We start from the raw sequence: 24,797 nt of genomic DNA, 5'->3' as shown, positions 1-24,797 counted from the left end.
CAGGCGTCGATCCGGCGACGCTGCACCGGTCGTGACGGACGCGCTGACCCTGTTCGACGACGTCCTCCCGCCCGAGGAGCCGGTGCGGAGCCGACTGCTGCAGGTGCGCACCGTCTACGCCGAGCCCGCGGCCGCCGCCTCCCCACGCGGGCGGCAGGTGCTCGCCCGGTTCCCCGGCGCCGAGGTGGTGGAGGTGCCCTCGCACTGGCAGATCCCCGACCTGCACGGCAACGAGGGCAACGTCGACCGCTGGGTCCGCGTGAAGACCGAGACGTTGGTGCTCGGGGTCAAGAAGTCGCTGTCGTGCCGGCCCAACGGGCGCTCGGCCAACTGGATCGCGCCGTCGACCGCGAACGGCTGCGCGATGGCCTGCGCCTACTGCTACGTGCCGCGCCAGAAGGGCTACGCCAACCCGATCACGGTCTTCACCAACATCGACCAGATCACCGGCCACCTGCGCCGGCACGTCGCCCGCCAGGGGCCCAAGACCGAGCCCGACCAGTGCGACCCGGAGAGCTGGGTCTACGACATCGGCGAGAACAGCGACTGCTCGGTCGACGCGTTGGTCAGCGACAACGTCGCCGACCTGGTCGCCACCTTCCGCACGCTGCCGACGGCGAAGGCCTCCTTCGCGACCAAGCACGTCAACCGGCAGCTGCTCGACCTGGACCCGCAGGGTCGCACCCGCATCCGCTTCTCGCTCATGCCCGACGCCGACGCCCGGGTGCTCGACCTGCGCACCAGCCGGGTCGACGAGCGGATCGGTGCGGTCGACGACTTCGTCGCGGCCGGCTACGAGGTGCACCTCAACCTCTCCCCCGTCGTGCTCCGGGACGGGTGGGAGGCCGACTGGGCGACGTTGCTGCGGAAGCTGGACGACGAGCTCGCCGACGCGACGAAGGCCCAGGCCGCCGCCGAGGTGATCCTGCTGACCCACAACGAGGGCCTGCACGAGGTCAACCTCGGGTGGCACCCGCAGGCCGAGGAGCTGCTCTGGCGCCCGGAGCTGCAGCAGCCCAAGGTCAGCCAGAACGGCCAGGTCAACGTCCGCTACCGCAACGACGTGAAGCGGGCCGGGGTGCTCCGGCTGCAGGAGTTGATCCGGCAGCACGCCCCGTGGCTGCGGGTCAGGTACGCGTTCTGATGCAGCTCTCCCTGCTGGACCGTGCCCGCACCCGGGCGGGCGAGCCGGACGCCGCCGCGCTGACCGGCACCGTGGCCCGGGCCGCCCGCGCCGAGCAACTGGGCTACGACCGGTTCTGGGTGGCCGAGCACCACGGGGTGCCCGGCGTCGCAGGGTCGGCGCCCGCGGTGCTGCTCGCCGCGATCGCCGGCCGGACGACGACCGTCCGGCTGGGCTCGGCCGGCGTGATGCTGCCGCACCACCAGCCGCTTGTCGTCGCCGAGCAGTTCGCCACCCTGAGTGCGCTCGCCCCCGGGCGGGTCGACCTCGGGCTGGGCCGCTCCCCCGGCTTCACCGCGCCGGTGCGCCGGGCGCTCCGCTCCACCGGCGAACACGACTTCGCCGGTGACCTGGCGGAGCTGCGGGCCTTCCTCACCGGGTCCGCGGAGATCACCGCGTACCCCCGGCCGCCCGCCGCCGTCCCGATGTACGTGCTGGCCACCGGCCAGGGCCTGCAGGTCGCCGCGCAGCTGGGGCTCCCGGTGATCGTGGGCGGCCCGCTGCTCGGCGTGGCCGGGGACCCGGAGCCCGGGCTCGCCGCGCTGGCCGGGTACCGGCGCGACCACCGGCCGAGCGAGCAGGCGCCGGAGCCGCGGGTGGCGATCAGCCTCGACGTGCTGGTCGCCGACAGCGCCGCCGATGCCACCGACCTGCTGCTGCCCGAGGCCTGGGCGATGGCGCAGGCCCGCACCACCGGCGCCTTCCCGCCGCTGGAGCCGGTGGCGGACATCCGGACCCGCACGCTGAGCCCGCGCCAGCAGCAGTACGTCGAGCAGACCACCGCCGCCGCGATCGCCGGCACCCCCGCCCAGGTGGCGAGCCGGTTGGCCGAGCTGCTCGAGCGGACCGGCGCCGCGGAGCTGGTGGCCTCCAGCAGCACCCACGACCGCGCGGCGCTGGCCGTCTCCGACGCCGCACTCGCCGACCTGCTCGGCCGGCAGCGCGCGGCCCCCTGACCCGGGGAGCTCCTGACGTGGCCGGCCTGCTCCCGGACACACGCGCCAGGTGGTGTCGCGCGGGCGCTCGGCTGTGCCACGGTGCTCCCCGCCCAGCCCCGTCGCGTCAGGAGGCGTCCGTGCCAGCCGTGGAGATGCACGCGGTGTCCAAGAGCTACGCCCGGCGGGGTCGCCGGCCGCAGCAGGCCCTGGACTCCCTGGAGCTGGTCGTCGAGTCCGGCGGGGTGCACGGGTTCCTCGGCCCGAACGGCTCGGGCAAGACGACGACGATCCGGGTCCTGCTGGGCCTGATCCGCCCCGACGCCGGCGAGGTCCGGCTGCTGGACCGGCCGGTGCCCGACGGGCTCCCGCAGGTGATCGGCAACGTCGGTGCCCTGGTCGAGACCCCGCTGTTCTTCCCCGGCTTCTCCGGCCGCCGCAACCTGCGGCTGCTCGCCGAGACCGCCGGGGTGCCGCGGACCCGGGTCGAGGAGGTGCTGGAGACCGTCGAGCTGCAGGACCGGGCCGACGACCGGTTCAAGGGCTACTCGCTGGGGATGAAGCAGCGGCTGGGCATCGCCGCGGCGCTGCTCAAGTCGCCACGGCTGCTGATCCTGGACGAGCCCAGCAACGGTCTGGACCCGGCCGGCATCCGGGACGTGCGTGAGCTCATCCGCCGGCTGGGCCACGACGGCTCGACCACCGTGCTGCTCAGCTCGCACCTGCTCGCCGAGATCGAGCAGGTCGCCGACCAGGTCTCGATCATGGCCCGGGGCCGCTGCATCGCCTCCGGCCCGGTGCACGAGGTGCTGTCCGGCCGCTCCTCCGGGGACGTGCGGGTCCGGGTGCCCGACCAGGCCGCCGCGGCCGCCGTCCTCACCGCAGCCGGCTTCACCGTCACCCCGACCGACGACGTGCTGGTCGTCTCCGCCGTCCCGGCTCCCGGTGAGATCACCCGGGTGCTCGCCCAGCACGGTCACTACCTGGAGGAGCTGACCCCGGTGGCGCACGACCTGGAGAGCGCGTTCCTGGCGCTGACGGCGGAGCCGGCGTGAGCGCCGTCCGCACCGAGGCGCCCCCGACGGCGCCCGCCGGACGGTTCGGCGGACTGCTGAGGGCCGAGGCGCACCGCTTCGTGGCCCGCCGGTTCATCCAGGTGCTCCTGCTGCTCGCGGCGCTGGGCTGGGTCACCGCCACCGTCATCGGCCTCACCCAGTTCGCCTCCGCGACCCCCGAGCGGCTCGCCGCGGCGCAGCAGGAACTGCAGGAGGAGGTGGAACGGTCGAACGCGTACCGCGAGGAGTGCCTGGCCTCGGACGACGCCCCGGCGGACATCTCCCCCGAGGAGTGGTGCGGCACGCCGGTCACCGCCGCCGACCTCGACCTCGACTGGTACCTCGACCCGGCGCCGTTCTCCCTCGCCGCCAGCGGCACGGCGGGTGCGGTGGCGTTCGGTGCCGCGGGTGCGGTGCTGGCCTTCCTCGTCGGCGCCACGTTCGTCGGCGCCGAGTGGTCGTCCCGGTCGATGGTGGCGTTGCTGTTCTGGGAGACCCGGCGGCCCCGGGTGCTCGGGGCGAAGATCGCCGTCGTCGCCGTCGCCTCCGCCGTCCTCGGGGTGGTGGCGCAGGCTGCGTGGCTGGCGACGGCCGGCCTCTGGCAGGCGTTCGCCGGCGACGGCGCCGCCCTGCCCGACGGGTTCTGGCCGGAGCTGCTGGCCACCGGGGGCCGCGGCGTGCTGCTCACCACCCTGGTCGGGCTGCTCGGGTTCGGGCTGACCAACCTGGTGCGCAACACCGGCGCAGCGCTCGGGGTGGGGTTCGTCTACTTCGCGGTGCTGGAGACGGCGGTGCGGGCCGTGCGCCCGGAGTGGCAGCCCTGGCTGCTCACCGACAACGCCGCGGCCCTGGTGATGCCGGATGGACTCACCATCTACACCGGCTTCGACCCGGTCACCGGGGTCTCCACGGAGTACCTGCTGGGCAACCTCCAGGCCGGCGTCTTCCTCGCCGTCGTCGCCGCCGTCGTCCTCACCGTGGGCATCGTGCTGTTCACCCGCCGCGACCTGCACTGACCCCGCTGCTGACGTCGGGGTTTCAGCACCCGGGCGGGTCGGGGTAGGCGGAGGGGCATGGACACAGACCTCGAGTCCGCCACCCGCACCGAACTGCTGCGCCGCGCGCGTGAGCAGGAGGTGCCCGGACGTTCGTCGATGAGCAAGGAAGAACTGCTGGACGCACTGACGTCGGACGACCAGGGCCACGCCGCCTCCCCTGACGGCATGCGCGGCGACGGCTCCCGTCCGGTGCACTCCCGGGTCGACGCCTTCCACCTGCTGGCCGAGGCCCGGTCTCGCGGCGAGATGGTGCTCATCCCCCGCATGCTCACCGGCAACGACCGGCGGGTGCACGTCCGGGAGACCGTGCGCGAGGACCACGAGACGCGCATCGCGACCGGTGACCTGGAGGCGCGGGAGAAGTTCGACAAGCTCGCCGGGTCGGTCTTCCACTTCTTCCGCGGCACGAACCTCCTCTTCTACCGGGACCTGGTCGGCGAGGACTCCCGGCTGCCCACCGTGCTCGCGCTCGGCGACGTCCACCCCGGCAACTTCGGTGTGATGCCCAGCTCGGACAACGTGCCGATCTTCGGTGTCAACGACTTCGACGACGCCTACTACGCGCCCTTCACCTGGGACCTCAAGCGTGGTGCCGTCGGATTCATGCTGGGTGCGGCCGAGAAGTCCGGTCACGGCCCGAAGAAGCAGCGGGCCATCGCCCGCCGCTTCGTGCGCGGCTACGTGGCCGGGATCGCCTCCTACGCCGCCGACGGCCAGGAGCAGACCGAGCAGCTCCGGATGGACAACGCGCCGCCGCTGATCGCCGAGCTGATCTCCAGCACGCTGGAGACCACCCGCGCCGACTGGCTGGCCGACATGCTCGACGACGCCGGCCGCGGCTTCCGCAACGACGAGGAACTGGTGCCGGTCAGCAGCCGCCGGGAGGAGTTCCAGGAGATCGTCGACCGCTACGTCGCCGAGAACGAGGTGCCGGTGCCCGAGCGCGCCGGCCGGATGCGGGTGAAGGACGTCGCCGAACGGCGCGGCGCCGGCACCGCCTCCCTGGGGCTGACCCGGTACTTCGTGCTCATCACCGGCGTGAACGACGACGGCACCGACGACCTGCTCCTGGAGTTCAAGCGCGCCCGCCGCTCGGCCCTGGCCGGGCTGGTCCCGCCCTCGGGGTACGAGGTGGACGGCCAGGGTGACCGGATCCGGCACGCCCAGCGGGTGCACCTGGTCAGCGGTGACGTCTTCTACGGCAGCGTCGACATCGACGGCCAGAGCTTCATGGTCCGCGAGCGGGCACCCTTCCGCGACGACATCAGCCTCGGCTCGCTGTCGACCGAGGAGTGGAAGCAGTACGCGGAGATCTGCGGCCGGGTGCTGGCGCACACGCATGCGATGTCGGACGAGACCGGCAACGTCGACTACGACGTCGAGCCGGCGATCCTGGAGGCGATCGGCGGGCGGGACCTGTTCGTCGACGACATCCTGCGCTTCGCCGAGGAGGCCACCGAGCGGGTCCGCCAGGACCACGAGTACTTCGTCGCCGACCACGAGCTGGGCGCCTTCCGCAGCGTGGACGTCGTCTACCGCTGACGGCGCCGGCTCAGGCTCGGCCCTCGACCCGGCCCAGCCTGAGCCGCAGGGCCGACCGTGGAGCCGGGCCGCGCCCTGGCTCCACGGTCGGTGGGGCGGCTCGACCCTGCGGCGCCTCAGCCGGGCCGACAGGACTGTCGGTGCCCGGCGGCGGCGCACCCGTGCGGCGCCACGCCGGGGGTTTGCGCCCGCGCCCCTCGATGGACCACGGTGACGTCCGTGCGCAGACGTGACTTCCTGGCCGCCGGCGGCGCCCTCCTCCTCGCCGGGTGCAGCCGGTCCGACGGCGACCGGGTGGCGACGCCCACGACCTCCGCGCCGTCGACGTCGGCAGCCGAGACCTCCAGCGCAGCTCCCAGCCCGACCGAGGAACCAGCCCCCACCCCGGGGACCCCGGCCGAGATCCTCGCCCGGTCGACGGTCCCGGTGCTCTGCTTCCACCAGATCCGGGAGTTCCGCGCCGACGACAGCGCCTACGCCCGCACGATCATCACGCCTCCGGCCGTGCTCACCGCCCAGCTCCAGGCGCTGCGCGACGGCGGGTACACCCCGGTCACCGCCCCGGCGGTCGTCGACCACCTGCAGTTCGGCACCGCCCTCCCCGACCGGCCGGTGCTGCTGACGTTCGACGACGGGTCCGTCACGCACGCCACGGCGGCCCTGCCGGTGCTCCAGCAGTTCGGCTTCCCGGCGGCGTTCTTCCCGATGACCGTGGTGCTGGACAAGCCGGACTGGCTCAGCAGCGACCAGCTGCGGGAGCTGGACGCGGCAGGCATGACGATCGGCGCGCACAGCTGGGACCACCAGCGGATGGACCAGCTGACCGGTGACCAGTGGACCGAGCAGCTCGACGCCCCGGCGGCCACCCTCGCCGGCATCCTGGGCCACCCGGTCGACCTGCTGGCCTACCCGCACGGCATGTGGAACCAGGAGGCGCTGCCGCACGTCGCCACCGCCGGCTACCGGGCCGCGTTCCAGCTCGCCGACACCACCGACCCGGCGCAGCCGCTGCTCACCATCCGCCGGATCATGCCGCCGCCCACCTGGGACGGTGCGACCCTGCTGGCCCACCTGGAGTCCGACTTCTGACCGCCGCTGGTCGCTGAGCGCTGCCTCGGGGCGGCCGACACCGCACGGCGTGACCAACGGCGGCCAGTACCGTGGCGGCGTGGCCCGGGTCGTCGTCGTCGGCGCCGGGCTCGGGGGCCTCGCCGCCGCTGCCCGGCTGGCTGCGACCGGCCACGTGGTGACCGTGCTGGAGCAGGCGCCGCAGGTCGGGGGCAAGCTCGGCTGGTACGCCCGCGACGGCCACGGCTTCGACACCGGTCCGAGCCTGGTGACCCTGCCGCAGGTGCTCGAGGACCTCTTCGCCGCCACCGGAGCCCCGCTGTCGCAGGTGCTGCCGTTGCAGCGCCTGGACCCCGCGGTCGCCTACCGGTTCGCCGACGGGACGACGACGGCGATGCCCGGCCACCGCGACGACGTCCCGGCCCGGCTCGACGCCGACCTCGGCCCGGGCAGCGGCGCGCAGTGGGCCGCGCTGCTGACCCGGGCGGAGGCGATGTGGCGGGCCACCGAGCAGCCGTTCCTGCGCACCCCGCTGGCCGGTGCGGCCACGCTGGCCCGGCTCGCCCGGAACACCGCCGACCTGCGCACGGTCGCCCCCGGGCGGACGCTGCGCGGCCTGGGCCGCCGCCACCTGACCGACCCGCGGCTGCGGATGCTGCTGGACCGGTACGCGACCTACTCCGGCTCCGATCCCCGGCGGGCACCCGCCGCACTGCTCACCGTGCCCTACGCCGAGCAGGCGTTCGGCTCCTGGTACGTGCCCGGTGGGCTGCGCCGGCTGCCCGAGGCGGTGGCCGCGCGTGCCGAGGCACGAGGCGCGGTCCTGCGCACCGGCGCCGCGGTAGCCGAGGTGCTGGTGACCGGTGGCCGGGCGGCCGGGGTGCGGCTGGCCGACGGCGAGGTGCTGCCGGCCGACGTCGTCGTCTGCAACGCCGACGCGGCCAGCCTCTACGGTCGGCTGCTCCCCCGGGAGGCGCCGGTGCGGCGGGCCCGGGCCGCGCTGCAGCGGGTCACCCCGTCGTCCTCGGGGTTCGTGCTGCTGCTGGCGCTGCGCGGCCGCACGCCCGGGCTGGCCCACCACACCGTGCTCTTCCCCACCGACTACGACGCCGAGTTCGACGCGCTCTTCGGCCGGCACGGCGGACCGCGACCGGTGACCGATCCGACGGTCTACGTCAGCGCCCCCGACGACCCGGCCACCCGCCCGGACGAGTCGAGCGAGTCCTGGTTCGTGCTGGTCAACGCACCCCGGCACGAGCCGGGCACCGGCGTCGACTGGACAGCCCCCGGCCTGGCCGACCGCTACGCCGACCAGGTGCTGGCGACGATGGCCGCCCGCGGCCTGGACGTGCGCGATCGGGTCCGCTGGCGGGTCGTGCGCACCCCGGCCGACCTGGAGCGGGAGACCGCCAGCCCCGGCGGCTCGATCTACGGCACGTCCAGCAACGGGGCCCGGGCCGCCTTCCTGCGGCCGGCCAACGCGGCCGGGGTGCCCGGCCTGTTCCTGGTCGGCGGCTCGGCGCACCCCGGCGGTGGGCTTCCCCTGGTCACCCTCTCCGCGGAGATCGTCGCCGGGCTCATCGGCCCGGCGTGAGCACCGGTCAGCCGGTGGAGGCCGGGTCCCGGGCCCGTTCCGGTTGCCGGTCGAGCAGCCGCAGCAACCACCAGCCGTAGGCGATCAGCAGCACGATGATCGAGACCTGGACGACGTCGGGCAGCGCGCCGGGGCTGTTGATGCTGGTGAAGTCCACCAGCGCGTGCAGCCCGACCAACGGCCAGATGGTGCGGACGTGCCAGCGGAGCGCGGCCAGGCAGAACCCGAAGGCAGCGGTGTTCACCACCTGGAAGGCGATCTCGTCGACCGGCCGCGCGAACCACAGCCCGCTCATCGCGTGCCCGAGGCCGAACAGCACGCCCACCAGCACCGCCGTCCGGGCCAGGCCCAACGGGCTCAGCAGCCGCTGGACCAGCCCTCGACTGAGCGACTCCTCGGCCAACCCGACCGCCAGCATGGTCACCGCAGCACTGGCCAGCACCGTCGCCGAACCGGTCAGCCCGTCGACGAGGTGCAGCAGCCCCTCGGCCAGCAGCGGCAGGAGCAGCCACCACGAGCGGTCCGGCCACCGCCAGGCCAGCCCGGTCTCGCGCCACCAGCCGAGCCAGCCGATCAGCGCGAGCGTGAGCGCGGCGAGCACGACGTTCACCACCGCTGCGCCCAGGTCGGGGAACCACCCCGGCCGCAACGGCGGCAGCAGGTCCTCGACGGCGAACAGCACCAGGTGCCAGAGCACCGTGACCGCGGCGGCGGAGGTCAGCGGCCGCCGGCGGGCGAGGTCGAGCACACGCAGCCGCACGGCGGGCAGCGTCCCGCGCCCGGAGGACCGCCGTCCAGGCTCCCCGGTCCGGAGATGCAGCGACTCCTCCCTCACCGGCGGGTGAGGGAGGAGTCGAGGGACGGGGTGACCGTCTCTGGTCAGGCGTCGCGGCGGCGGAAGACCAGGACCGCCACCAGCATCAGCGCGGCCACCTCGGCGACGAAGACCCCGAAGCCGGTCCACGGCGCCAGCACCGCCCCGCCGTTGAAGGGAGCGACCTGGGCGACCGACCCGCCGGCGTTGCCCGGCAGCAGCTTGGCCACCCACTCCCCCCAGGTGCCCGGCAGGGCGTAGGCGACGTTGCCGACCACCAGCACCAGCGCCATGCCGACGGTCACGGCCGCGGCGGTGTGCCGGATCAGCAGCCCGGTCGCCAGGGCGAACAGCCCGAGCCCGGCGAGGTAGAGCCCGTTGCCCAGCAGGGCGCGCATCACCCCGTCGTCCGAGAGCGCCATGCCGACGCCCTCCCGCTCGAGGAACCAGTTGCCGCCGAAGTAGCCGGCCACCGCGGTCACCACGCCGGCGACGAAGAGCACGCCGGCGAGCACCACGGCCTTGGCCGCCACCACCCGCCCGCGGCGGGGCACCGCGGTGACGGTGGCCCGGATCATCCCGGTGCCGTACTCGTTGGTGACCACCAGCGTGCCCAGCGCCAGCGCGGTGAGCTGGGAGAAGAGCAGGCCCCAGGTGAGGAAGGCCGCCGGCACCTCCCCCGTGTCGCCCGCGGCCAGGTCGGCGGCCGCGGCCCAGCAGACCAGCGTGGTCAGGCCTGCGCCGAGCAGGAACAGCAGGCCCAGCGACCAGCGGGTGGAGCGGACGGTCCAGAACTTGACCCACTCCGCGTGCAGCACCTGGAGGAAGCCGGGGCGCCGGACCCCGGGCACGTGCCGGTTCGGGTCGAGGGAGACGACGTCGAGGGTGGGCGAGGAGCCGGCGCCGGGCCGGGCCGGGGCGGCGCTCGCGGTCGTGGTGCTCATCGGACGGCTCCTGCGGTCTCGGTCGAGTGGGTGGCGTACTCGACGCTGTCGGCGGTCAAGGTCATGAACGCGTCCTCCAGCGAGGACTGGACGAGGGACAGCTCGTGGACGTACAGCCCGGCGCCGCCGAGCAGCTCCCCGATCTCGGCGGCGTTCCGGCCGCGCACCCGCAGCTCGTCGTCGACCCGGTCGACGTCCAGGCCGTTGTCGCGCAGCAGCGCCTCGGCATCGCCCATCCGTGGGCTCCGGACCCGGACGTAGGAGGACGCGTGGTCGGTGATGAAGTCGGCCATCGAGCAGTCGGCCAGCATCCGGCCGCGGCCGACGACGATCAGGTGGTCGGCGGTGAGCGCCATCTCCGACATCAGGTGGCTGGAGACCAGCACGGTGCGCCCCTGCCCGGCGAGCTCCCGGGCCAGGGTCCGCACCCAGCGGATGCCCTCCGGGTCCAGGCCGTTGACCGGCTCGTCCAGGACGACGACCGGTGGCTCGCCCAGCAGCGCCACCGCGATGCCCAGCCGCTGGCCCATGCCGAGGGAGAACCGGCCCACCCGCTGGTCGGCGACGGCCTCCAGCCCGACCAGGTCGAGCACCGCGTCGATCCGGGTGCGCGGGATGCCGTTGCTGGCGGCCAGCCAGCGCAGGTGGTCGCGGGCGCTGCGGCCCGGGTGCAGGGCCCGCGCCTCCAGCAGCGCACCGACCTCGCGCAGCGGCGCCGGTGAGGCGGCGTAGGACCGGCCGTTCACGGTCACGCTGCCCGACGTGGGGCGGTCCAGGCCCAGGATCATCCGCATCGTCGTGGACTTGCCGGCCCCGTTCGGGCCGAGGAAGCCGGTCACCCGGCCGGGCTCGACGGTGAAGCTCAGGTGGTCGACGGCGGTCTTCGGGCCGTAGGTCTTGGTGAGTCCCCGGGCGACGATCACAGCGTCCCTCCGAGGTGGGCGGAAGAGGTGGTGTCCATGCCGACGAGCCTGTCGGCGGGGCGCCCCCGGGGACATCGGGGAGCGCCCTGAACCGACCCTGAAGCGCCCCTGACCTGCGTCCCTGAGCAGCCCCTGAGCGGAACGGCAGCGGACGCCGCCCGGAGCCGTCCCGAGGCCGGTGGGCTCATGCTCGCCGGGTCAGCTCCCGGCGAGCGCACCGCCCAGGACGCAGCTGAGCAGGAACGCCCAGCCGCCGGTCAGCCGACGAGCTCCGGGCCGCGGCGCCGGGACACCGGGGAACGGCCCGGACAGAAGCAGGAACGCCGGCGTGCCGAGCGGGGTCCAGGTGAGCCAGAACCACGCCCAGCGGGTGGCCCGCTCCGGCACCGGACCACCGACCAGCAGGAACATCCCGGCGAGCCAGGTGACGAGCAGGAGGGTCCCCACCCACATGGGGGTCCGCCAGCCCAGGAACTCCGACGAGGAGAGCGGCTCGGCCAACGCTTCCACGCGCAGGCCCGGCTCCACCGTCCGCAGCTGGTCGGCCAGGTCGCCGATGACGACCGGTCGGGAGCCTCCGGGCGGCTGGGCGCCCGGGCTCGCCTCCCAGACCTCGGTGCGCCGGGTGATCAGGCCGGACTGCCAGACCGCGGTCTGCACGGCGTAGCCGGTGGCGTCCGGCTCCAGCCCCTCGCTGACCTGGAGCTCCTGCACCCACCCGCCATCGACCGCAGCACGCAGGTCCTCCAGCGACGCCGGGCGCTGACCGACGAGGACGGTGGCCAGCGCGACGACCACCCAGCCGAGCGCCAGCGCCACCCGCAACGCCGTCCACGGGTCCCGCAGCCGCGTCCGCGGCCGCGGCGGGACCGGCGTGGTCGGTGCGGTGGCCGGCGGCATGACGCGACCGTAGAGGTGACCGGCCGTCAGCGGAACACGGTCGGCCGGTTCAGCTGCGCGCGGCGCCCAGGCCCAGCACCGCCGCCAGCCCCAGGGCGCTGCGCGGGGCGTACGGGGTCCGCCACAGCCCGCCGTGTGCGGCGGCGTTCGCCTCCTCCTGCCAGGGGTGTGGCTGCGCGGGGCCCCCGCCGGTGTGCAGGTCGTGCACCAGCAGCGCCGCCATCAGCACGTTCGACGTCGCCGGCTCGAACACCTCCACCCCGAAGCGGTGGGCACCGGCGTAGGCGGCGGCCAGCGCCCGGTTCTTGACCACCGAGCGGGTGCGCGTGGGCGGGGCGACGTTCATCGACACGGTGCTGCCCGCCTCTCGGGCCACCGAGGCACGCCAGCGCTGCAGCCGCTTGGCCAGGGCGTAGTTCGGCCCCTGCTGCGGCACGAGGCTGTCGGCGATGCCCGGGTCGGTGCCCGGCACGTACGCCCGGCGCAGCAGCCGTCCGGCCGACAGGGTGCGCAGCGGCCGGCCCACCAGCTTCGCCGTCCGCGGCCGGGAGGCGTAGGCGGCGACGGAGAAGTCGACGGCCTCGCCGGGCACCGCGAACACGTCGGTCGGGGTGGCCAGGAAGGCGAGCGCCAGGTCGGGGCGGGCGCCGGTCAGCCGCCGGGTGAGCGCGTCGACGGCGGTCGAGACGCGGACGTTGGTCGCGCCGTCGGCGTAGACGTAGTTGCCGAGCACCGGGGAACCCGGGAGGGCGGCGAGCCAGTCGGCGACCGCGGGCACCTCGGTGATCAGGTCGGCGCCGGCTGCGTCGTCCTCGCCGACCGGAGTGAGCAGCGTGCCCGCGCCGCGCCGGGCGGTCTCGTGGACCCGCTCCCACAGCGGCGGCCGCGGCAGGTCGACGGCGGCGACCCGGGCGCCCCAGCGCAGCAGCGCGGTCAGCGGCCCCATCTCCGCGCCGGCGCCCAGCACCGCGACCGTGTGGTCGGGCAGTGCCAGCCACTCGGGGTGGTCGGCGACGGTGCGCACCGCGTCGGCGCAGCTCGGCTCGATCACCCCGGCGTCGACCCAGGCGACCAGCCGGCGGTGCAGGTCGTCCCCGCGCAGCCGGCCACCGCGGTACGGCAGCGACAGCTCGCGTTCCGGCTCGGCCGCCCCGGTCAGCTCCGCGGTGCGCAGCCGGCGGGCGGGCGGCGCGGTCTGCAGCGCGCCGAGGTCGGTCTCGCCGTCCGGCCCCGCCACCCGCATCCGGGCGTGCAGCGAGTCCAGTCCGGCACCGGCGATCTGCAGGGCCGCGGCCCGGGAGCTCAGCCCCGCCTCCACCGTGCGGCGCAGGTGCGTCAGGTAGCCGGCCCGCCAGTTGGTCTCCTGCTCAGCGGCCCGCGCCCCCGTCGGGTCGACCGGCCGCAACGCGTCGGCGACGACCGCCCGGCCGAGCGTGGCGGTGCTGCGCCGGCCGTCGGGCCCGGCCGGGAAGACGACTCCGCGCTGGTCCTCGGTCACGGCCCGATCCTGCCCGACCCGGCCCGGCGACGGCGGCTGGGGCTCGTGAGCGTCAGCCGCCGACCACCTCGACTACTGGTTGCCGATCCTGCCGTCGGCGGCGTCCCGACCCTTGTCGATCTGCGCATCGTGGGTGCCGCCGGTCTTCTTGTCGGCGAACTGCTCGCCCTTGTCCAGCGCCGAGTCGCTGGCCTTCTCGCCCTTGTCGCTGTTCAGTGCGCCCTTGGCCTTGTCCATCATGCTCACGGCTGGTCCTCCTGCTGTCCGGTCGCGCCGGTGACGCGGCTCGACCCCGGGATGCCCGCCGACCGGCGAGGGCAACCGCTCAGTTGCGCACGACCGGTTCCGGCAGCTCGGCCGGTGCCCCCGCCTCCAACCAGCGCAGCAGCGTGCGGACGGCGAAGCCCGAGCCGCCCTTCACCACCTCGGCGTCGTCGCTGCCGGCGCGCGCCGGGCCGGCGATGTCCAGGTGCGCCCACGGCAGGCCCCCGGCGAAGGGCTGCAGGAACAGCGCCGCCGTGGTCGAACCCGGGTTGCCCGGGGCGTTGTTCGCATCGGCCACCTCCGAGTCCAGCTGCGAACGGAGGTGCCCGACGTGCTCCTCGGTCAGCGGCATCCGCCAGAACGCCTCGCCGGCATGGCCGCCCGCGGTGAGCAGCGCGTCGGCCAGCCCGTCGGCGGTCGCGTACAGCCCGGCGGTGCGAGCACCCAGCGCCGTCCTCATCGCCCCGGTGAGCGTGGCGACGTCGACCAGCACGGTCGCCCCCAGCGCCAGCCGGGCGTGCGCCAGCGCGTCGGCGAGCACCAGGCGGCCCTCGGCGTCGGTGTTGCGCACCTCGGTGGTCCGCCCGTCCACGTGCCGCACGACGTCGGCCGGCCGGTAGGCGGCGCCGGAGACGGCGTTCTCGCAGAGCGCGACGACGGCGGTGACGGCACCGGGCAGCTCCAGCCGGGCCGCGGCGTCGACGGCGCCGAGGACCGCGGCGGCGCCGGCCATGTCGGTCTTCATCTCCCGCATGCCGGGGTTGGTCTTGATCGAGATGCCGCCGGTGTCGAAGGTGATGCCCTTGCCGACCAGCACTGGGTGGGCCGGACCCGCACCGTGCGGCCGGTAGCTGGCGACCACCACCTGCGGCGGGGAGGCCGATCCCCCGCCGACGGCGAGCACGCCACCGAAGCGCCCCGCCCGCAGCTCGTCGGGCCCCAGCACGGTCACGGTCACCCCGGGGAGCGCACCCAGCCGCCGCCGGGCCTGCTCGGCCAGCCAGGGCGGGTTCTTGGTGCTGCTGGGGGTGTTGACCAGGTCGCGGGCCCAGGCCACCGACTCCGCGGCGACCCGGCCGGCGAGCTCACCGGCGGCCACCGCCGGGTCGTCCGCACCGGCGGCCACCACCAGCACCTCGGCGAGCCGAGGCGGGTGCGGGGTCGAGGTGTCCCGGAAGCGGTAGCCGGCCAGCAGCGCCGTCTCGACGGCCGTGCGCACCTCGTCGGCACCGGCCGGGGCGACGCCGGTGTCCAGCGGCAGCACGAGCCGGCGGGCGCCGGACTCGGCGAGCGTCTGCGCCCGCCGGACGGCGACCGACACGTAGGAGCGCAGGTGCGGCAGGGTCGCGTCGCCCACCCCGACGGCGACCACGCTGCGCGGGTGCCGCCCGGCCAGCGGGACGTTGGTGATCCCGCCGGGCTTGCCGCCGTTGCCGGTGTCGGCCAGCGCGGCGGCGAGGAAGTCCGGGTCGACCGGCGGATGGTCGGCCGCGGTGAGCCAGTCCGGCAGGGCGCCCTGGGCCCCCACCGGCACGGCCAGGACGTCGTCGGGACCCAGGTCCGGCAGCGCCGGGACGATCTCGACCCGCGGGAACGGCGCGGCCCCGGTCGCCGGCGTGGTGCCGGCGGCCGGGGCCGCGTCGTCGATCGCGGGGCTGCCCGGAGGCAGACTCGCGTCGGTGTTCAGCTGATCGCGCCCTTCAGGGCCTCGGAGAGGGCGCTCGCCTCGTCGGGGGACAGCTCGACGACCAGCCGGCCACCACCCTCCAGCGGGACGCGCATGACCAGGCCGCGGCCCTCCTTGGTGACCTCGAGGGGACCTTCACCCGTACGCGGCTTCATGGCCGCCATGCGTGCCTCCTTCACCGGCCACCCACCGCCCGGCTGGACCGTGGTGTGGCAACTGTTCCTGCAGAGCTGTGCGGTCCATGATCCCGTATCTCCGGCCATCGACCAACCCGGACCCCTCAGTCCGGGTACCTGGCCCCCGTCCGGAAGCACGTGGCGACGTGGTCGTCGACCATCCCGGTTGCCTGCATCAGGGCGTAGGAGGTGGTCGGTCCGACGAAGGTGAACCCCCGCCGTTTCAGCTCCTTGGCCAGCGCAACCGACTCCGGGCTGGTGGCCGGGACGTCGGCGAGGGTCTCCGGCCGGGGACGTCCCGGGGGCGGTGCGAACGACCACAGCAGGGCCGACAGACCCTCCGGCAGGTCCAGTGCGGCTCGGGCGTTTCGCAGCGCGGCGGTCACCTTGGCGCGGTTGCGGACGATCGCCGCATCGGCCATCAGCCGCTCGACGTCGTCGTCGGTGAAGGCGGCCACCGCCGGGATCGAGAAGCCGGCGAACGCGGCCCGGAAGGCGGGGCGCTTGCGCAGGATCGTGATCCAGGACAGGCCCGACTGGAACGCCTCCAGGGTGAGCCGCTCGAACAAGGCGTCGTCGCCGTGCAGCGGCACCCCCCACTCCTCGTCGTGGTACCGGACGTACTCCGGCGCGCTCGTCGCCCAGCCACATCTGCCGACCACGGAGCGCTCCACCGGGGCCGGCGTCTGCGCGGTCACGGGACGGCCGTGTCGAGGTCGTCGAACTCCGACCGCGCGGTGCGAACGGGGCTGCGCCGGGTGGCCAGCACGCAACCGAGGAGCACCAGCGGCAGCCCGAGCGCCAGCCCGAGGGTGAACGGCTCGTCGAGCACCAGGACGCCCAGCAGGACGGCGACCGCCGGGTTGACGAAGGTGATCACCAGCGCCCGCTGCGGCCCGGCCTCCCGGATCAGCGCGAAGAACAGCGCCAGGGCCAGCGCGGTGCAGACCGTGCCGAGCGCGAGGAGGGCGAGCCAGGCCCGGGTCGGTGCGTCGACGGCGGCACCGAGTTGGGGCACCGCGAACGGCGCGTAGACCAGCGCGGTGAACAGCAGCGCGAAGGACGCTGCGGTCACGCCCGGCACGTCGGGCAGTTTGTGGCTGATCACGATCGGGGCGACGGCGTAGCCGACCACCACGAGGGCGACCGCCCCGATCGCGCTGAGCTGGGCTCCGCCGACGTCCAGGCCCAGCAGGGCGGCGATGCCCACCACCCCGATCAGCATGCCGACCACCCGCAGCGGGGAGAGCCGGTCCTCGTCCCCGGCGACCAGGGCCGCCACCGCGGCCACGAACGGCACCGCCGCGACGAGCAGCCCGGTCAGCGAACTGGACAGCGACTGCTCGGCGTACGGCAGCAGCAGCCAGGGGCCGGTCATCTCCAGCACGGTGAACAGCAGCAGGGCCCGCCAGTGCCGGCGCAGCGCGGTACCCAGGTGCCCCCGGGCCAGGGTCCACGGCAGGAGCAGCGCCGCGCCGATCGCACAGCGCAGGAAGACCACGACGACCGGGGAGAAGTCCTCGACCGCCACCTTGATCAGCAGGTACGGCAGGCCCCAGATCAGCGACATCGCCACGAAGAGCGCCCAGCCCCGCCGACTCACCCTCGTCCCCCTGACGCCGTCCTCACCGGGTCATCATGGCTCCCCGGTACGACGGTCCTCGCCGGCGGCGGACCCAAGGCCGCAGGCCGCTCCCGGTCAGGCCGGGACCGCCGCCCCGACGGCCCGGTCGACCATCCGCCGGCTGGCCGCCGTGCCGCCGAGCACCAGCGCGCAGCCGGCCACCACGGAGCCGAGGAAGAGCAGCACCCCGATCGGCTCGTCGGCCAGCACGTCGATGAACGGGGTGATCAGCGCCAGCGCCGTGACGCTCGCGCCGCCCACACAGACCACCAGCGGGATCCAGGTCTCCCGCATCCGGGCCGCGTGCAGGGTGGCCACCTCGGTGCCGGCCAGGTGCAGGGCGCGGTACTCCCTGGCGTGGTCGAGCACCCGGCCCGCCTGGGTGACCCCGGTGGAGACCGCGGCCAGCAGCGACGCGATCACCAGCGTGATCGCGGTCCCGGTCGCGATGTCCACCCCGAGGTGGTCCTGCTCCGCGCCGGTCGCCGCCAGGCCCGGGCTGACGCTCAGCACGCCGGCGACGAAGGCGACCAGCGCCACCCCGCCCACGCTGCGCCAGGCCGCCTTCGGGTCGTCGACGATCCGTCGGCCGGCCAGCAGGGTCGGCACGCTGCGCGCCCGCCGGGCGACCACCCGGCCGAGCACCGAGATCAGCCACGGGCCGACCAGGTTGAACACCCACATCGCGCCGGCCAGCGTCCCGACGAGGATCGCCAGCACCACGATCGCGTCGAGCCGGAGCATCCCGTTGGCGGCGAGCAGGAACACCCCGACCAGCACGACCAGCGGCAGCAGCCGGGTCCAGGACAGCGGCTTCACCCCGGTGCGCGCGGCCACGCCCAGCGGCGTGACCGCCACCCGGCGCAGCGCGGCCAGCGCCGAGACCAGGGCCACCAGCGGCACCACCGGCAGGGCGAGGGCAGCCCAGGAGCCCACCCACAGCTCGCCCACCGCGAAGGTCCGGCCCTGGAAGTGCAGCAGCGCCACCAGCGGCAGGGTCGCCCCGTAGAGCACCGCACCGGCCAGCGCACCGGCGACCGCCTGGGCCAGCGCGTCCGCGACCGCCATCCCCGCGACCTGCCCGGTGGTCGCCCCGGCCAGCCGCAACGCCGCCATCCGGGCGTTGCGCCGCGCGACGGCCAGCCGGGCCGCCGCGCCGCCGAGCGTGATCAGCGGCACCAGGATGAGGGCAGCCGCGACGACGGCCAGGACGACGTACACCTCGGCCATGCCCGAGGGCTCCGGTCCGGCCCGCTCGACGGCGGCGCGGTCGACGAAGGCGCGCAGCCCACCCAGGGTGGTCAGCAGCGCCCAGGTCACCGCGGTGAAGGCGAGCACGGCCAGGCCGGTGGTCAGCCGGTCGGGCCCCTGCCTGCGGGCCAGCGCCCACCACAACCGCAGGGCGGCCCTCATAGGAGGCTCCCGCGCGGCGCCGCGGCCGGCGTCTGGCGGTCGTCGACCAGCAGGCCGTCGCCCATGGTGACCACCCGTCCGCACCAGGCGGCGACCCCCTCGTCGTGGGTGACCACGACGAGCGCTGCCCCGGCCGCCGAGGTGGAGCGGACCAGCAGGCTCATCACCTCCTGCCCGGTGGCGGCGTCGAGCGCACCGGTCGGCTCGTCGGCGAAGACGACGCCCGGCGAGGTGACCAGGGCGCGGGCGATCGCCACGCGCTGACCCTGCCCGCCGGAGAGCTCACCGGGCCGGCGCTGCTCCAGCCCGGCCAGCCCCAGGTGGTCCAGCCAGCGGGCCGCCCGCTCGGTCGCCGTGCGCCGGTCGACGCCGGCCAGCATCAGCGGCAGCGCGGCGTTCTCCACAGCGGGCAGCTCGGGCAGCAGCTGGCCGGACTGGAAGACGAAGCCGAAGTCCGACCGGCGCAGCACCGTGCGGCGCGCGTCGGACAGCCGGGCGAGGTCCTGGCCCTGCCAGGTGACCGACCCCGACGTCGGCCGGACGATGCCGGCCAGGCAGTGCAGCAGGGTTGTCTTGCCGGAACCGGAGGGCCCCATCACGGCCAGCGACTCGGCGCCGAGGTCGAGGTCGACCCCGGCCAGGGCGTGGGCGGCGGCCGGGCCGTCGCCGTAGGTCATCCGGAGGTCCCGGGCGGAGAGGGTCGCGGTCATGGGCTGATCGTCGGCCGCCGACCCGACGCACCGCGTCGCCCCGGGGACGGAAGCCGGGTGGCCGGGGTCCGCCCTGGGTCGTACACCCGGGCAGGGGTTTCCCCCGGTCGGCGGCCGGGCAGCGACCGGGCACCACCCGCAGCCCGACGACGGAGGCCCCGTGACCGCAGGCGATCCCCCGCGGTCCGATCGCCGCCGGCTGCTGGTCTCCGGGCTGCTGTTCGGCCTCGGCGCCGCCGGCGCGGTCGACGAGATCGTCTTCCACCAGCTGCTGCACTGGCACCACTTCTACGACCGGGCCGGCGGGGCCGCGGCGCTGGTCTCCGACGGACTGCTGCACGCCACCACCTGGTCGGCGACCGTGGCCGGCCTGGCGCTGCTGGCCGACGTCCGCCGGCGGCGGTCGTTCACCCCACGCACCTGGTGGGGCGCGGTGCTGGTGGGCGCCGGGGCGTTCCAGGTCTGGGACGGCGTCGTCCACCACAAGCTGCTGCGGCTGCACCAGGTCCGCTACGGGGTCGACCTCACCGGCTACGACCTGGCCTGGATCGGCGCCGGGGTGCTCGTGCTGCTCGCCGGGGCACTGCTGCTCGGGCGCACCCGGACCGGCCGCACACCGTGAACCAGGCCGTGGGGGCCGCGGTGCTCGTGCCGGCCGCGCTGTACCTGGCCGGGGTCGCCCGGACGCGCTCGCCGTGGCCACCGGGCCGGACGGTGGCCTGGCTGGCCGGGCTGGGCTGCCTGGCCGTGGCGCTCACCGGGCCGCTCGCCGCGGCACACGGCGACCTGCGCGCGCACATGGCCGCGCACCTGCTGGTGGGGATGGTCGCCCCGCTGCTGCTGGTGCTCGCCCGCCCCGCGACCCTGCTGCTGCGCGCCCTGCCGGTGCCCGCCGCCCGGCGGGTCAGCCGGGTGCTGCGCACGGCACCGGTGCGGGTGCTCGCCGACCCCTTCGTCGCCACCGGGCTGAACGCTGCCGGGCTCTGGCTCCTCTACGGCACGGGCCTGCTGACGGCGATGCTGCACTCGCCGGGGCTGCACCTGCTGGTCTCGGCGCACGTGCTGCTCACCGGCTGGCTGGCCACGGCCGCCGTCCTGGCCCTGGAGCCGATCGGGCACCGCCGCGGCGTGGTGGCCCGCGCCGTGGCGCTGGCCGCCGGGGCGGCCGCCCACGACGTGCTCGCCAAGGCGCTGTACGCGGCCCCGCCGGCCGGGGTCACCGAGGCGGAGGCCGGCGCCCAGCTGATGTACCACGGCGGCACCGTCGTGCACGTGCTGGTGGCGGCCCTGTTGTGGCGGCAGTGGTACTGCTCGCGGGCAGCGGTCCGGGACGCCGAACACACCACAGTGCCCGCGGGGGCCTGACCGCCCCGACGCACCTCCCTGTGCACGCGTTCTGTCCGCTCCGCACGTGGTGCAGCACGTGCGGAGCGGACGAAGAGCGTGCAACCCGGCTGCCGGAGCAGTCCCGTCAGGCGGGGTGGGCCTGCGCGTAGGCGGCGAACCGGCGCAGCGACAGCCGCACCCCGGCGGCCATCACCGGGCGCACCAGCGGCCACCCGGCCCGGCCCAGCGCCCCCAGCGGCAGGTCCAGGCCCTCGGTCCACACGAACGTCGACCCGCCGCCGTCCCGGGGCCGCACCTCGAAGGTGCCGGTGCCGCGCACCACCCGGCCGGTGTGCCGCACGTCGACCCGGCGGGGCGGCTCCCAGCCGGTGATCAGCATCGTGTCCAGCACCCCGATCCGGCGGCCCGCGAACGGCCCGGGCAGCCGGACGCCGGTGGTGGCCGCCAGCTCCCCACCCACCCCCTGCCCGTCCCGGGCGCCGGCCCGCACGTCGGTGAGCAGCATCCACTCGCCCTGCCGGTCCCAGTCGACCAGCGCCGCCCAGACCTGCTCGGGTGGTGCGTCCACCTCGATCTGCTCCACCAGTTCAGGCACCGGTCCGCCTCTCGTCGTCGTCAGGTCCGGCACGGAGGCCGCCTCCGGGGACGGGCACGCCCCCGGGGTCAGTGTCGCGCTGGTCGTCCTCCGGGAGCGCCGCCGGCAGCTGCGCACGCAGGGCCGCGATCTCGGCGTCCCGGTCGTCCAGCACCGAGGCCAGCTGGTCCAGCAGCCAGTCGACCTCGGTCATCCGGTAGCCGCGCACGGTCACCGAGATCCGCAGTGCCCGGACGTCGTCGGCGACCACCGCCCGGCCCTCGGGCAGCTGCACCGGCGAGCGCTCGGGCTCCGCGGGCGGCTGCGTCTCGCCCCGGCCGAGCAGCAGCGAGGCGCCGAGGAACAGCAGCCCGCCGACCAGCAGCAGGCCGATGACGAAGACGAGACCGGCCATGCTCAGTCGTCGATCGGGGCGGGGTCGGGGACCGCGTCCCCGGCGGGCGGCTCCGACTCGTGCTCGGCGCGGGTGGCGTCCGCGGCCTGGATGATCGCGACCGCCTCGGCGACGTCGTCGGTGACGTGCAGCAGGTCGAGGTCCCCCGGGCTCACCGTGCCCTGCGCGACCATCGTCTGCCGGATCCAGTCGATCAGCCCGGCCCAGTACTCGCTGCCGAACAGGATCACCGGGAACCGGGTCACCTTGCCGGTCTGCACCAGGGTGAGCGCCTCGAACAGCTCGTCGAGGGTGCCGAAGCCGCCGGGCAGGATCACGAACGCCTGCGCGTACTTGACGAACATCGTCTTGCGCACGAAGAAGTAGCGGAACAGCACGCCGACGTCGACCCACTCGTTGAGCTCCTGCTCGAACGGCAGCTCGATGCCCAGGCCCACGGACGTGCCGCCCGCGTCGCAGGCGCCCTTGTTCGCCGCCTCCATCGCGCCCGGCCCGCCGCCGGTGATCACCGCGTAGCCGGCCTCGGCCAGCGCCGCACCCAGCTGCTCCCCGGTGGCGTAGTACGCGGAGTCCCGCGGCGTGCGGGCGCTGCCGAAGACGCTGACCGCCCGCGGCAGCTCGGCCAACAGTCCGAAGCCCTCGACGAACTCGGCCTGGATCCGCAGCACGCGCCACGGGTCGGTGTGCACCCAGTCGCTGTTGCCGCGCCGGTCCAGCAGGCGCTGGTCGGTCGTCGTCCCGGCCGTCTGCGGGTCGGGCTCACCGCCGCGCAGCGTGATCGGCCCGCGGTGCCGGATCGGCCGCCGCCGTGCGCCGTCGTCGGTCTGGCTCATGCGTCACTCCCGCTCAGATAGGCGATCAGGGCGTCCTCGGCCGGCTGCAACCGGTCGACCCGGACGTGCTCGTCGACCGTGTGGGCCAGGGTCGGGTCGCCCGGACCGAAGTTGAGCGCGGGGATGCCGAAGGCGGCGAAGCGGGCCACGTCGGTCCAGCCCAGCTTCGCCCGCGCCGGCTGCCCGACCGCGGCGACGAACTCCGCGGCGGCCGGCTCCGACAGCCCCGGCAGCGCGCCGCCGGAGCTGTCGGTGAGCTCGAGGGTGACCCCGGCGGCCAGCGCGTCGGCGAACACCTCCCGCACGTACGCCAGGGCCTGGTCCTCGTCCCGGTCGGGGGCGAACCGGAAGTTGACGGTCACCCGGCACTCGTCGGGGACGACGTTGCCGGCCACCCCGCCCTCGATCCGCACGGCGTTGAGCCCCTCGCGGTAGTGGAGCCCGTCGATCTCGACCTCGCGGGACCGGTGTGCGGCCAGGGTGGCGAGGATGCCGGCGGCGCCGTGCACGGCGTTGACGCCCAGCCACGAACGCGCGCTGTGCGCGCGCGTGCCGGGCACGGTGAGGACGACGCGCAGCGTGCCCTGGCAGCCGCCCTCGACCACCCCGTCGGTGGGCTCCAGCAGCACCGCCAGGTCGCCGTACAGCCAGCCGCGGCGCTCGCGGGCCACCCGGCCCAGCCCGTTGCGGACCGCCTCGACCTCCTCGTTGTCGTAGAAGACGAACGTGAGGTCGCGGGCCGGCTGCGCCCCGGGGACGCCGAACATCCCGGCGAGCCGCAGCATCACCGCGTCCCCGGCCTTCATGTCGCTGGTGCCGCAGCCGTACAGCCGTTCCTCACCGTCGACGACCTCGAGCCGGCTGGGCACGTTGCCGGCGATCGGCACGGTGTCCAGGTGCCCGGCGAGCACGATTCGGGTGTCCCGGTCGAGGTTCGTCCGAGCCAGCACCGAGTCGCCGATCCGCTCCACCTCCAGGCCGCCCAGCCCACGCAGCGCCGTCTCGACGGCGTCGGCCAGTGGCCCCTCGGTGCCGGACACCGAGGGGGCGTCGACCAGCGCCCGGGTCAGGGTGAGGACGTCGGCGGTCAGGTCGAGCGGGGGCAGCGGCTGCTCGGCGGGGCTCACGACCACCGAGCCTAGTGAGGGAGGACCCGGCTCCCCCGGACCCTCGCCGACGCCCGCACCGGACCCCTGCAGCCAGGCCGGGCCGCGGCGCCCTGGGTAGCCTGACTGCCCGTGACGACCGCTGCAGAGACCACCGGCGCGAACGGCGTCGGCATCGCCACCCTCACCGCCGACGGGACCGTGCTCGACACCTGGTTCCCCTCGCCGGCGCTCAGCGGTGCCGACCAGGGCGAGAGCGGCACCCAGCAGATCGGGGTGCTGGAGCTGGAGGGGCTGCTCGGGCCGGACTTCTCCGGGCTGGTGCGCACCGACGACGCCCGCGGCGTGCAGTCGGTCGCCGTCTCCACCACCATCGCCGACCTCTCCGCCCCGCCCGTCGACGCCCACGACGTCTACCTGCGCCTGCACCTGCTGTCCGCCCGGCTGGTGCGGCCGCACGGGGTCAACGTGGACGGCGTCTTCGGGCTGCTGGCCAACGTCGCCTGGACCAGCGCGGGCCCGGTGCTCGCCACCGAGCTCGACGCGGTGCGGGCCCGGCTGCGGTCGGAGGCCGGGCACCTGACCGTCTTCGGGGTCGACAAGTTCCCGCGGATGGTCGACTACGTCGTCCCCTCCGGTGTGCGGATCGCCGACGCCGACCGGGTCCGGCTGGGGGCCCACCTCGCCGAGGGCACCACGGTCATGCACGAGGGCTTCGTCAACTTCAACGCCGGCACGCTGGGCCCCTCGATGGTGGAGGGCCGGATCAGCGCCGGGGTCGTCGTGGACGCCGACTCCGACATCGGTGGCGGCGCCTCGATCATGGGCACGCTGTCCGGTGGCGGCAAGCAGGTCATCTCGATCGGCAAGGGCTGCCTGCTCGGCGCCAACGCCGGCATCGGCATCTCCCTCGGCGACGGCTGCGTGGTCGAGGCCGGCTGCTACGTGACCGCCGGGTCGAAGGTGCTGCTCCCCGACGGGACGTCGATCAAGGGCGGCGAGCTCTCCGGGCGCAGCGGCCTGCTGTTCCGCCGCAACTCCCTCAGCGGCGCGCTCGAGGCCCTGCCCCGCGACGGCGACTGGGGCGCGCTCAACGCCGCACTGCACGCCAACTGACGCGGGCGAGACCGGCTC

Annotated in this window: 26 protein-coding genes; 10 read left to right on the top strand and 16 right to left on the bottom strand. The window is 75.2% G+C overall.

Annotated elements, in window-relative coordinates:
* Positions 1-31 precede the first annotated feature (31 nt).
* The 7 genes from O2W16_RS19905 (at position 32) to O2W16_RS19875 (ending at position 8,435) form a co-directional block, all read left to right on the top strand.
* Positions 32-1,144 carry a spore photoproduct lyase family protein gene (locus O2W16_RS19905; protein WP_269160569.1) on the top strand — a complete coding sequence of 371 codons (1,113 nt, stop codon included), beginning with the start codon at positions 32-34 and terminating at the stop codon, positions 1,142-1,144.
* Complete coding sequence (locus tag O2W16_RS19900) at positions 1,144-2,139, top strand: MsnO8 family LLM class oxidoreductase (RefSeq protein ID WP_269160568.1); 996 nt, start codon at positions 1,144-1,146, stop codon at positions 2,137-2,139. The genes O2W16_RS19905 and O2W16_RS19900 overlap by 1 nt, the downstream gene beginning before the upstream one ends.
* 119 nt (positions 2,140-2,258) lie before the next feature.
* Positions 2,259-3,173 (top strand): ABC transporter ATP-binding protein, encoded by a 915-nt coding sequence (locus O2W16_RS19895; RefSeq protein ID WP_269160567.1) that lies wholly within the window; start codon positions 2,259-2,261, stop codon positions 3,171-3,173.
* Complete coding sequence (locus O2W16_RS19890) at positions 3,170-4,189, top strand: ABC transporter permease subunit (protein WP_269160566.1); 1,020 nt, start codon at positions 3,170-3,172, stop codon at positions 4,187-4,189. Before O2W16_RS19895 ends, O2W16_RS19890 begins: the two co-directional genes overlap by 4 nt.
* A 57-nt stretch (positions 4,190-4,246) precedes the next feature.
* Positions 4,247-5,773 carry a DUF2252 domain-containing protein gene (locus O2W16_RS19885; protein WP_269160565.1) on the top strand — a complete coding sequence of 509 codons (1,527 nt, stop codon included), beginning with the start codon at positions 4,247-4,249 and terminating at the stop codon, positions 5,771-5,773.
* 219 nt (positions 5,774-5,992) lie between these two features.
* Positions 5,993-6,862 carry a polysaccharide deacetylase family protein gene (locus tag O2W16_RS19880; RefSeq protein WP_269160564.1) on the top strand — a complete coding sequence of 290 codons (870 nt, stop codon included), beginning with the start codon at positions 5,993-5,995 and terminating at the stop codon, positions 6,860-6,862.
* A gap of 79 nt (positions 6,863-6,941) precedes the next feature.
* Positions 6,942-8,435: a phytoene desaturase family protein gene (locus tag O2W16_RS19875; protein WP_269160563.1), complete on the top strand. Its 1,494-nt coding sequence runs from the start codon at positions 6,942-6,944 to the stop codon at positions 8,433-8,435.
* 7 nt (positions 8,436-8,442) lie between these two features.
* On the opposite strand, the gene O2W16_RS19870 is transcribed toward O2W16_RS19875, so the two are convergent.
* The 12 genes from O2W16_RS19870 to O2W16_RS19815 all read right to left on the bottom strand — a co-directional run bounded on the left by O2W16_RS19870 (position 8,443) and on the right by O2W16_RS19815 (position 19,388).
* Positions 8,443-9,195 carry a CPBP family intramembrane glutamic endopeptidase gene (locus O2W16_RS19870; protein ID WP_269160562.1) on the bottom strand — a complete coding sequence of 251 codons (753 nt, stop codon included), beginning with the start codon at positions 9,193-9,195 and terminating at the stop codon, positions 8,443-8,445.
* 119 nt (positions 9,196-9,314) lie between these two features.
* The gene (locus tag O2W16_RS19865) at positions 9,315-10,193 is read right to left on the bottom strand and encodes an ABC transporter permease (protein ID WP_269160561.1); all 879 of its coding nucleotides are present in this window, start codon (positions 10,191-10,193) and stop codon (positions 9,315-9,317) included.
* The gene (locus O2W16_RS19860; protein ID WP_269160560.1) at positions 10,190-11,116 is read right to left on the bottom strand and encodes an ABC transporter ATP-binding protein; all 927 of its coding nucleotides are present in this window, start codon (positions 11,114-11,116) and stop codon (positions 10,190-10,192) included. The genes O2W16_RS19865 and O2W16_RS19860 overlap by 4 nt, the downstream gene beginning before the upstream one ends.
* Before the next feature lie 198 nt (positions 11,117-11,314).
* Complete coding sequence (locus tag O2W16_RS19855) at positions 11,315-12,016, bottom strand: hypothetical protein (protein WP_269160559.1); 702 nt, start codon at positions 12,014-12,016, stop codon at positions 11,315-11,317.
* 49 nt (positions 12,017-12,065) lie between these two features.
* Positions 12,066-13,514 carry a hypothetical protein gene (locus O2W16_RS19850; protein ID WP_269160558.1) on the bottom strand — a complete coding sequence of 483 codons (1,449 nt, stop codon included), beginning with the start codon at positions 13,512-13,514 and terminating at the stop codon, positions 12,066-12,068.
* A gap of 72 nt (positions 13,515-13,586) precedes the next feature.
* The gene (locus tag O2W16_RS19845) at positions 13,587-13,754 is read right to left on the bottom strand and encodes an antitoxin (RefSeq protein WP_269160706.1); all 168 of its coding nucleotides are present in this window, start codon (positions 13,752-13,754) and stop codon (positions 13,587-13,589) included.
* Between the two features lie 85 nt (positions 13,755-13,839).
* Positions 13,840-15,312: a leucyl aminopeptidase family protein gene (locus tag O2W16_RS19840; RefSeq protein WP_269160557.1), complete on the bottom strand. Its 1,473-nt coding sequence runs from the start codon at positions 15,310-15,312 to the stop codon at positions 13,840-13,842.
* Positions 15,313-15,461: 149 nt separating this feature from the next.
* On the bottom strand, positions 15,462-15,629 hold the full coding sequence (locus tag O2W16_RS19835; RefSeq protein ID WP_064972432.1) for a DUF3117 domain-containing protein: 168 nt from the start codon (positions 15,627-15,629) through the stop codon (positions 15,462-15,464).
* Positions 15,630-15,745: 116 nt separating this feature from the next.
* The gene (locus O2W16_RS19830) at positions 15,746-16,339 is read right to left on the bottom strand and encodes a DNA-3-methyladenine glycosylase I (RefSeq protein WP_269160556.1); all 594 of its coding nucleotides are present in this window, start codon (positions 16,337-16,339) and stop codon (positions 15,746-15,748) included.
* Positions 16,336-17,244: a DMT family transporter gene (locus O2W16_RS19825; RefSeq protein WP_269160555.1), complete on the bottom strand. Its 909-nt coding sequence runs from the start codon at positions 17,242-17,244 to the stop codon at positions 16,336-16,338. The genes O2W16_RS19830 and O2W16_RS19825 overlap by 4 nt, the downstream gene beginning before the upstream one ends.
* Before the next feature lie 96 nt (positions 17,245-17,340).
* Positions 17,341-18,678 carry a hypothetical protein gene (locus O2W16_RS19820; protein WP_269160554.1) on the bottom strand — a complete coding sequence of 446 codons (1,338 nt, stop codon included), beginning with the start codon at positions 18,676-18,678 and terminating at the stop codon, positions 17,341-17,343.
* Complete coding sequence (locus tag O2W16_RS19815) at positions 18,675-19,388, bottom strand: ABC transporter ATP-binding protein (protein ID WP_269160553.1); 714 nt, start codon at positions 19,386-19,388, stop codon at positions 18,675-18,677. Before O2W16_RS19815 ends, O2W16_RS19820 begins: the two co-directional genes overlap by 4 nt.
* A gap of 160 nt (positions 19,389-19,548) precedes the next feature.
* On the opposite strand from O2W16_RS19815, the gene O2W16_RS19810 reads away from it, so the two are divergent.
* Positions 19,549-20,010, top strand: coding sequence for a DUF2243 domain-containing protein (locus tag O2W16_RS19810; RefSeq protein WP_269160552.1), 462 nt, complete (start codon positions 19,549-19,551; stop codon positions 20,008-20,010).
* Positions 20,007-20,753 carry a cytochrome c oxidase assembly protein gene (locus O2W16_RS19805; protein ID WP_269160551.1) on the top strand — a complete coding sequence of 249 codons (747 nt, stop codon included), beginning with the start codon at positions 20,007-20,009 and terminating at the stop codon, positions 20,751-20,753. Before O2W16_RS19810 ends, O2W16_RS19805 begins: the two co-directional genes overlap by 4 nt.
* A gap of 106 nt (positions 20,754-20,859) precedes the next feature.
* On the opposite strand, the gene O2W16_RS19800 is transcribed toward O2W16_RS19805, so the two are convergent.
* The 4 genes from O2W16_RS19800 to dapE are packed head-to-tail and all read right to left on the bottom strand — an operon-like array spanning position 20,860 to position 23,684.
* Positions 20,860-21,330, bottom strand: coding sequence for an SRPBCC family protein (locus O2W16_RS19800; RefSeq protein ID WP_269160550.1), 471 nt, complete (start codon positions 21,328-21,330; stop codon positions 20,860-20,862).
* Entirely contained in the window at positions 21,323-21,724 is a 402-nt protein-coding gene (locus O2W16_RS19795) for a DivIVA domain-containing protein (RefSeq protein WP_269160549.1), read from the bottom strand. The genes O2W16_RS19800 and O2W16_RS19795 overlap by 8 nt, the downstream gene beginning before the upstream one ends.
* 2 nt (positions 21,725-21,726) lie before the next feature.
* The gene (locus O2W16_RS19790) at positions 21,727-22,557 is read right to left on the bottom strand and encodes a TIGR00730 family Rossman fold protein (RefSeq protein WP_269160548.1); all 831 of its coding nucleotides are present in this window, start codon (positions 22,555-22,557) and stop codon (positions 21,727-21,729) included.
* Positions 22,554-23,684 carry a succinyl-diaminopimelate desuccinylase gene (gene dapE / locus O2W16_RS19785; RefSeq protein WP_269160547.1) on the bottom strand — a complete coding sequence of 377 codons (1,131 nt, stop codon included), beginning with the start codon at positions 23,682-23,684 and terminating at the stop codon, positions 22,554-22,556. Before dapE ends, O2W16_RS19790 begins: the two co-directional genes overlap by 4 nt.
* 111 nt (positions 23,685-23,795) lie before the next feature.
* Here dapE and dapD point away from each other — a divergent pair, with 111 nt between their 5' ends.
* A complete protein-coding gene (gene dapD, locus O2W16_RS19780; protein WP_269160546.1) occupies positions 23,796-24,779 on the top strand; it encodes a 2,3,4,5-tetrahydropyridine-2,6-dicarboxylate N-succinyltransferase in 984 nt (327 codons plus the stop codon).
* Positions 24,780-24,797: the final 18 nt, after the last annotated feature.

The organism is Modestobacter sp. VKM Ac-2984 (assembly GCF_026967985.1).
Taxonomy (GTDB): Bacteria; Actinomycetota; Actinomycetes; order Mycobacteriales; family Geodermatophilaceae; genus Modestobacter.
This window is presented reverse-complemented; position numbering and strand designations above follow the sequence as displayed.

Bases quoted from the DNA above. Each gene is read 5' to 3' on its own strand.
- O2W16_RS19790 (WP_269160548.1), bottom strand. From the start codon at position 22,557: ATGAGCCAGACCGACGACGGCGCACGGCGGCGGCCGATCCGGCACCGC.
- O2W16_RS19900 (WP_269160568.1), top strand. From the start codon at position 1,144: ATGCAGCTCTCCCTGCTGGACCGTGCCCGCACCCGGGCGGGCGAGCCG.
- O2W16_RS19845 (WP_269160706.1), bottom strand. From the start codon at position 13,754: ATGATGGACAAGGCCAAGGGCGCACTGAACAGCGACAAGGGCGAGAAG.
- O2W16_RS19795 (WP_269160549.1), bottom strand. From the start codon at position 21,724: ATGGCCGGTCTCGTCTTCGTCATCGGCCTGCTGCTGGTCGGCGGGCTG.
- O2W16_RS19835 (WP_064972432.1), bottom strand. From the start codon at position 15,629: ATGGCGGCCATGAAGCCGCGTACGGGTGAAGGTCCCCTCGAGGTCACC.
- O2W16_RS19820 (WP_269160554.1), bottom strand. From the start codon at position 18,678: ATGAGGGCCGCCCTGCGGTTGTGGTGGGCGCTGGCCCGCAGGCAGGGG.
- O2W16_RS19885 (WP_269160565.1), top strand. From the start codon at position 4,247: ATGGACACAGACCTCGAGTCCGCCACCCGCACCGAACTGCTGCGCCGC.
- O2W16_RS19855 (WP_269160559.1), bottom strand. From the start codon at position 12,016: ATGCCGCCGGCCACCGCACCGACCACGCCGGTCCCGCCGCGGCCGCGG.
- O2W16_RS19815 (WP_269160553.1), bottom strand. From the start codon at position 19,388: ATGACCGCGACCCTCTCCGCCCGGGACCTCCGGATGACCTACGGCGAC.
- O2W16_RS19865 (WP_269160561.1), bottom strand. From the start codon at position 10,193: ATGAGCACCACGACCGCGAGCGCCGCCCCGGCCCGGCCCGGCGCCGGC.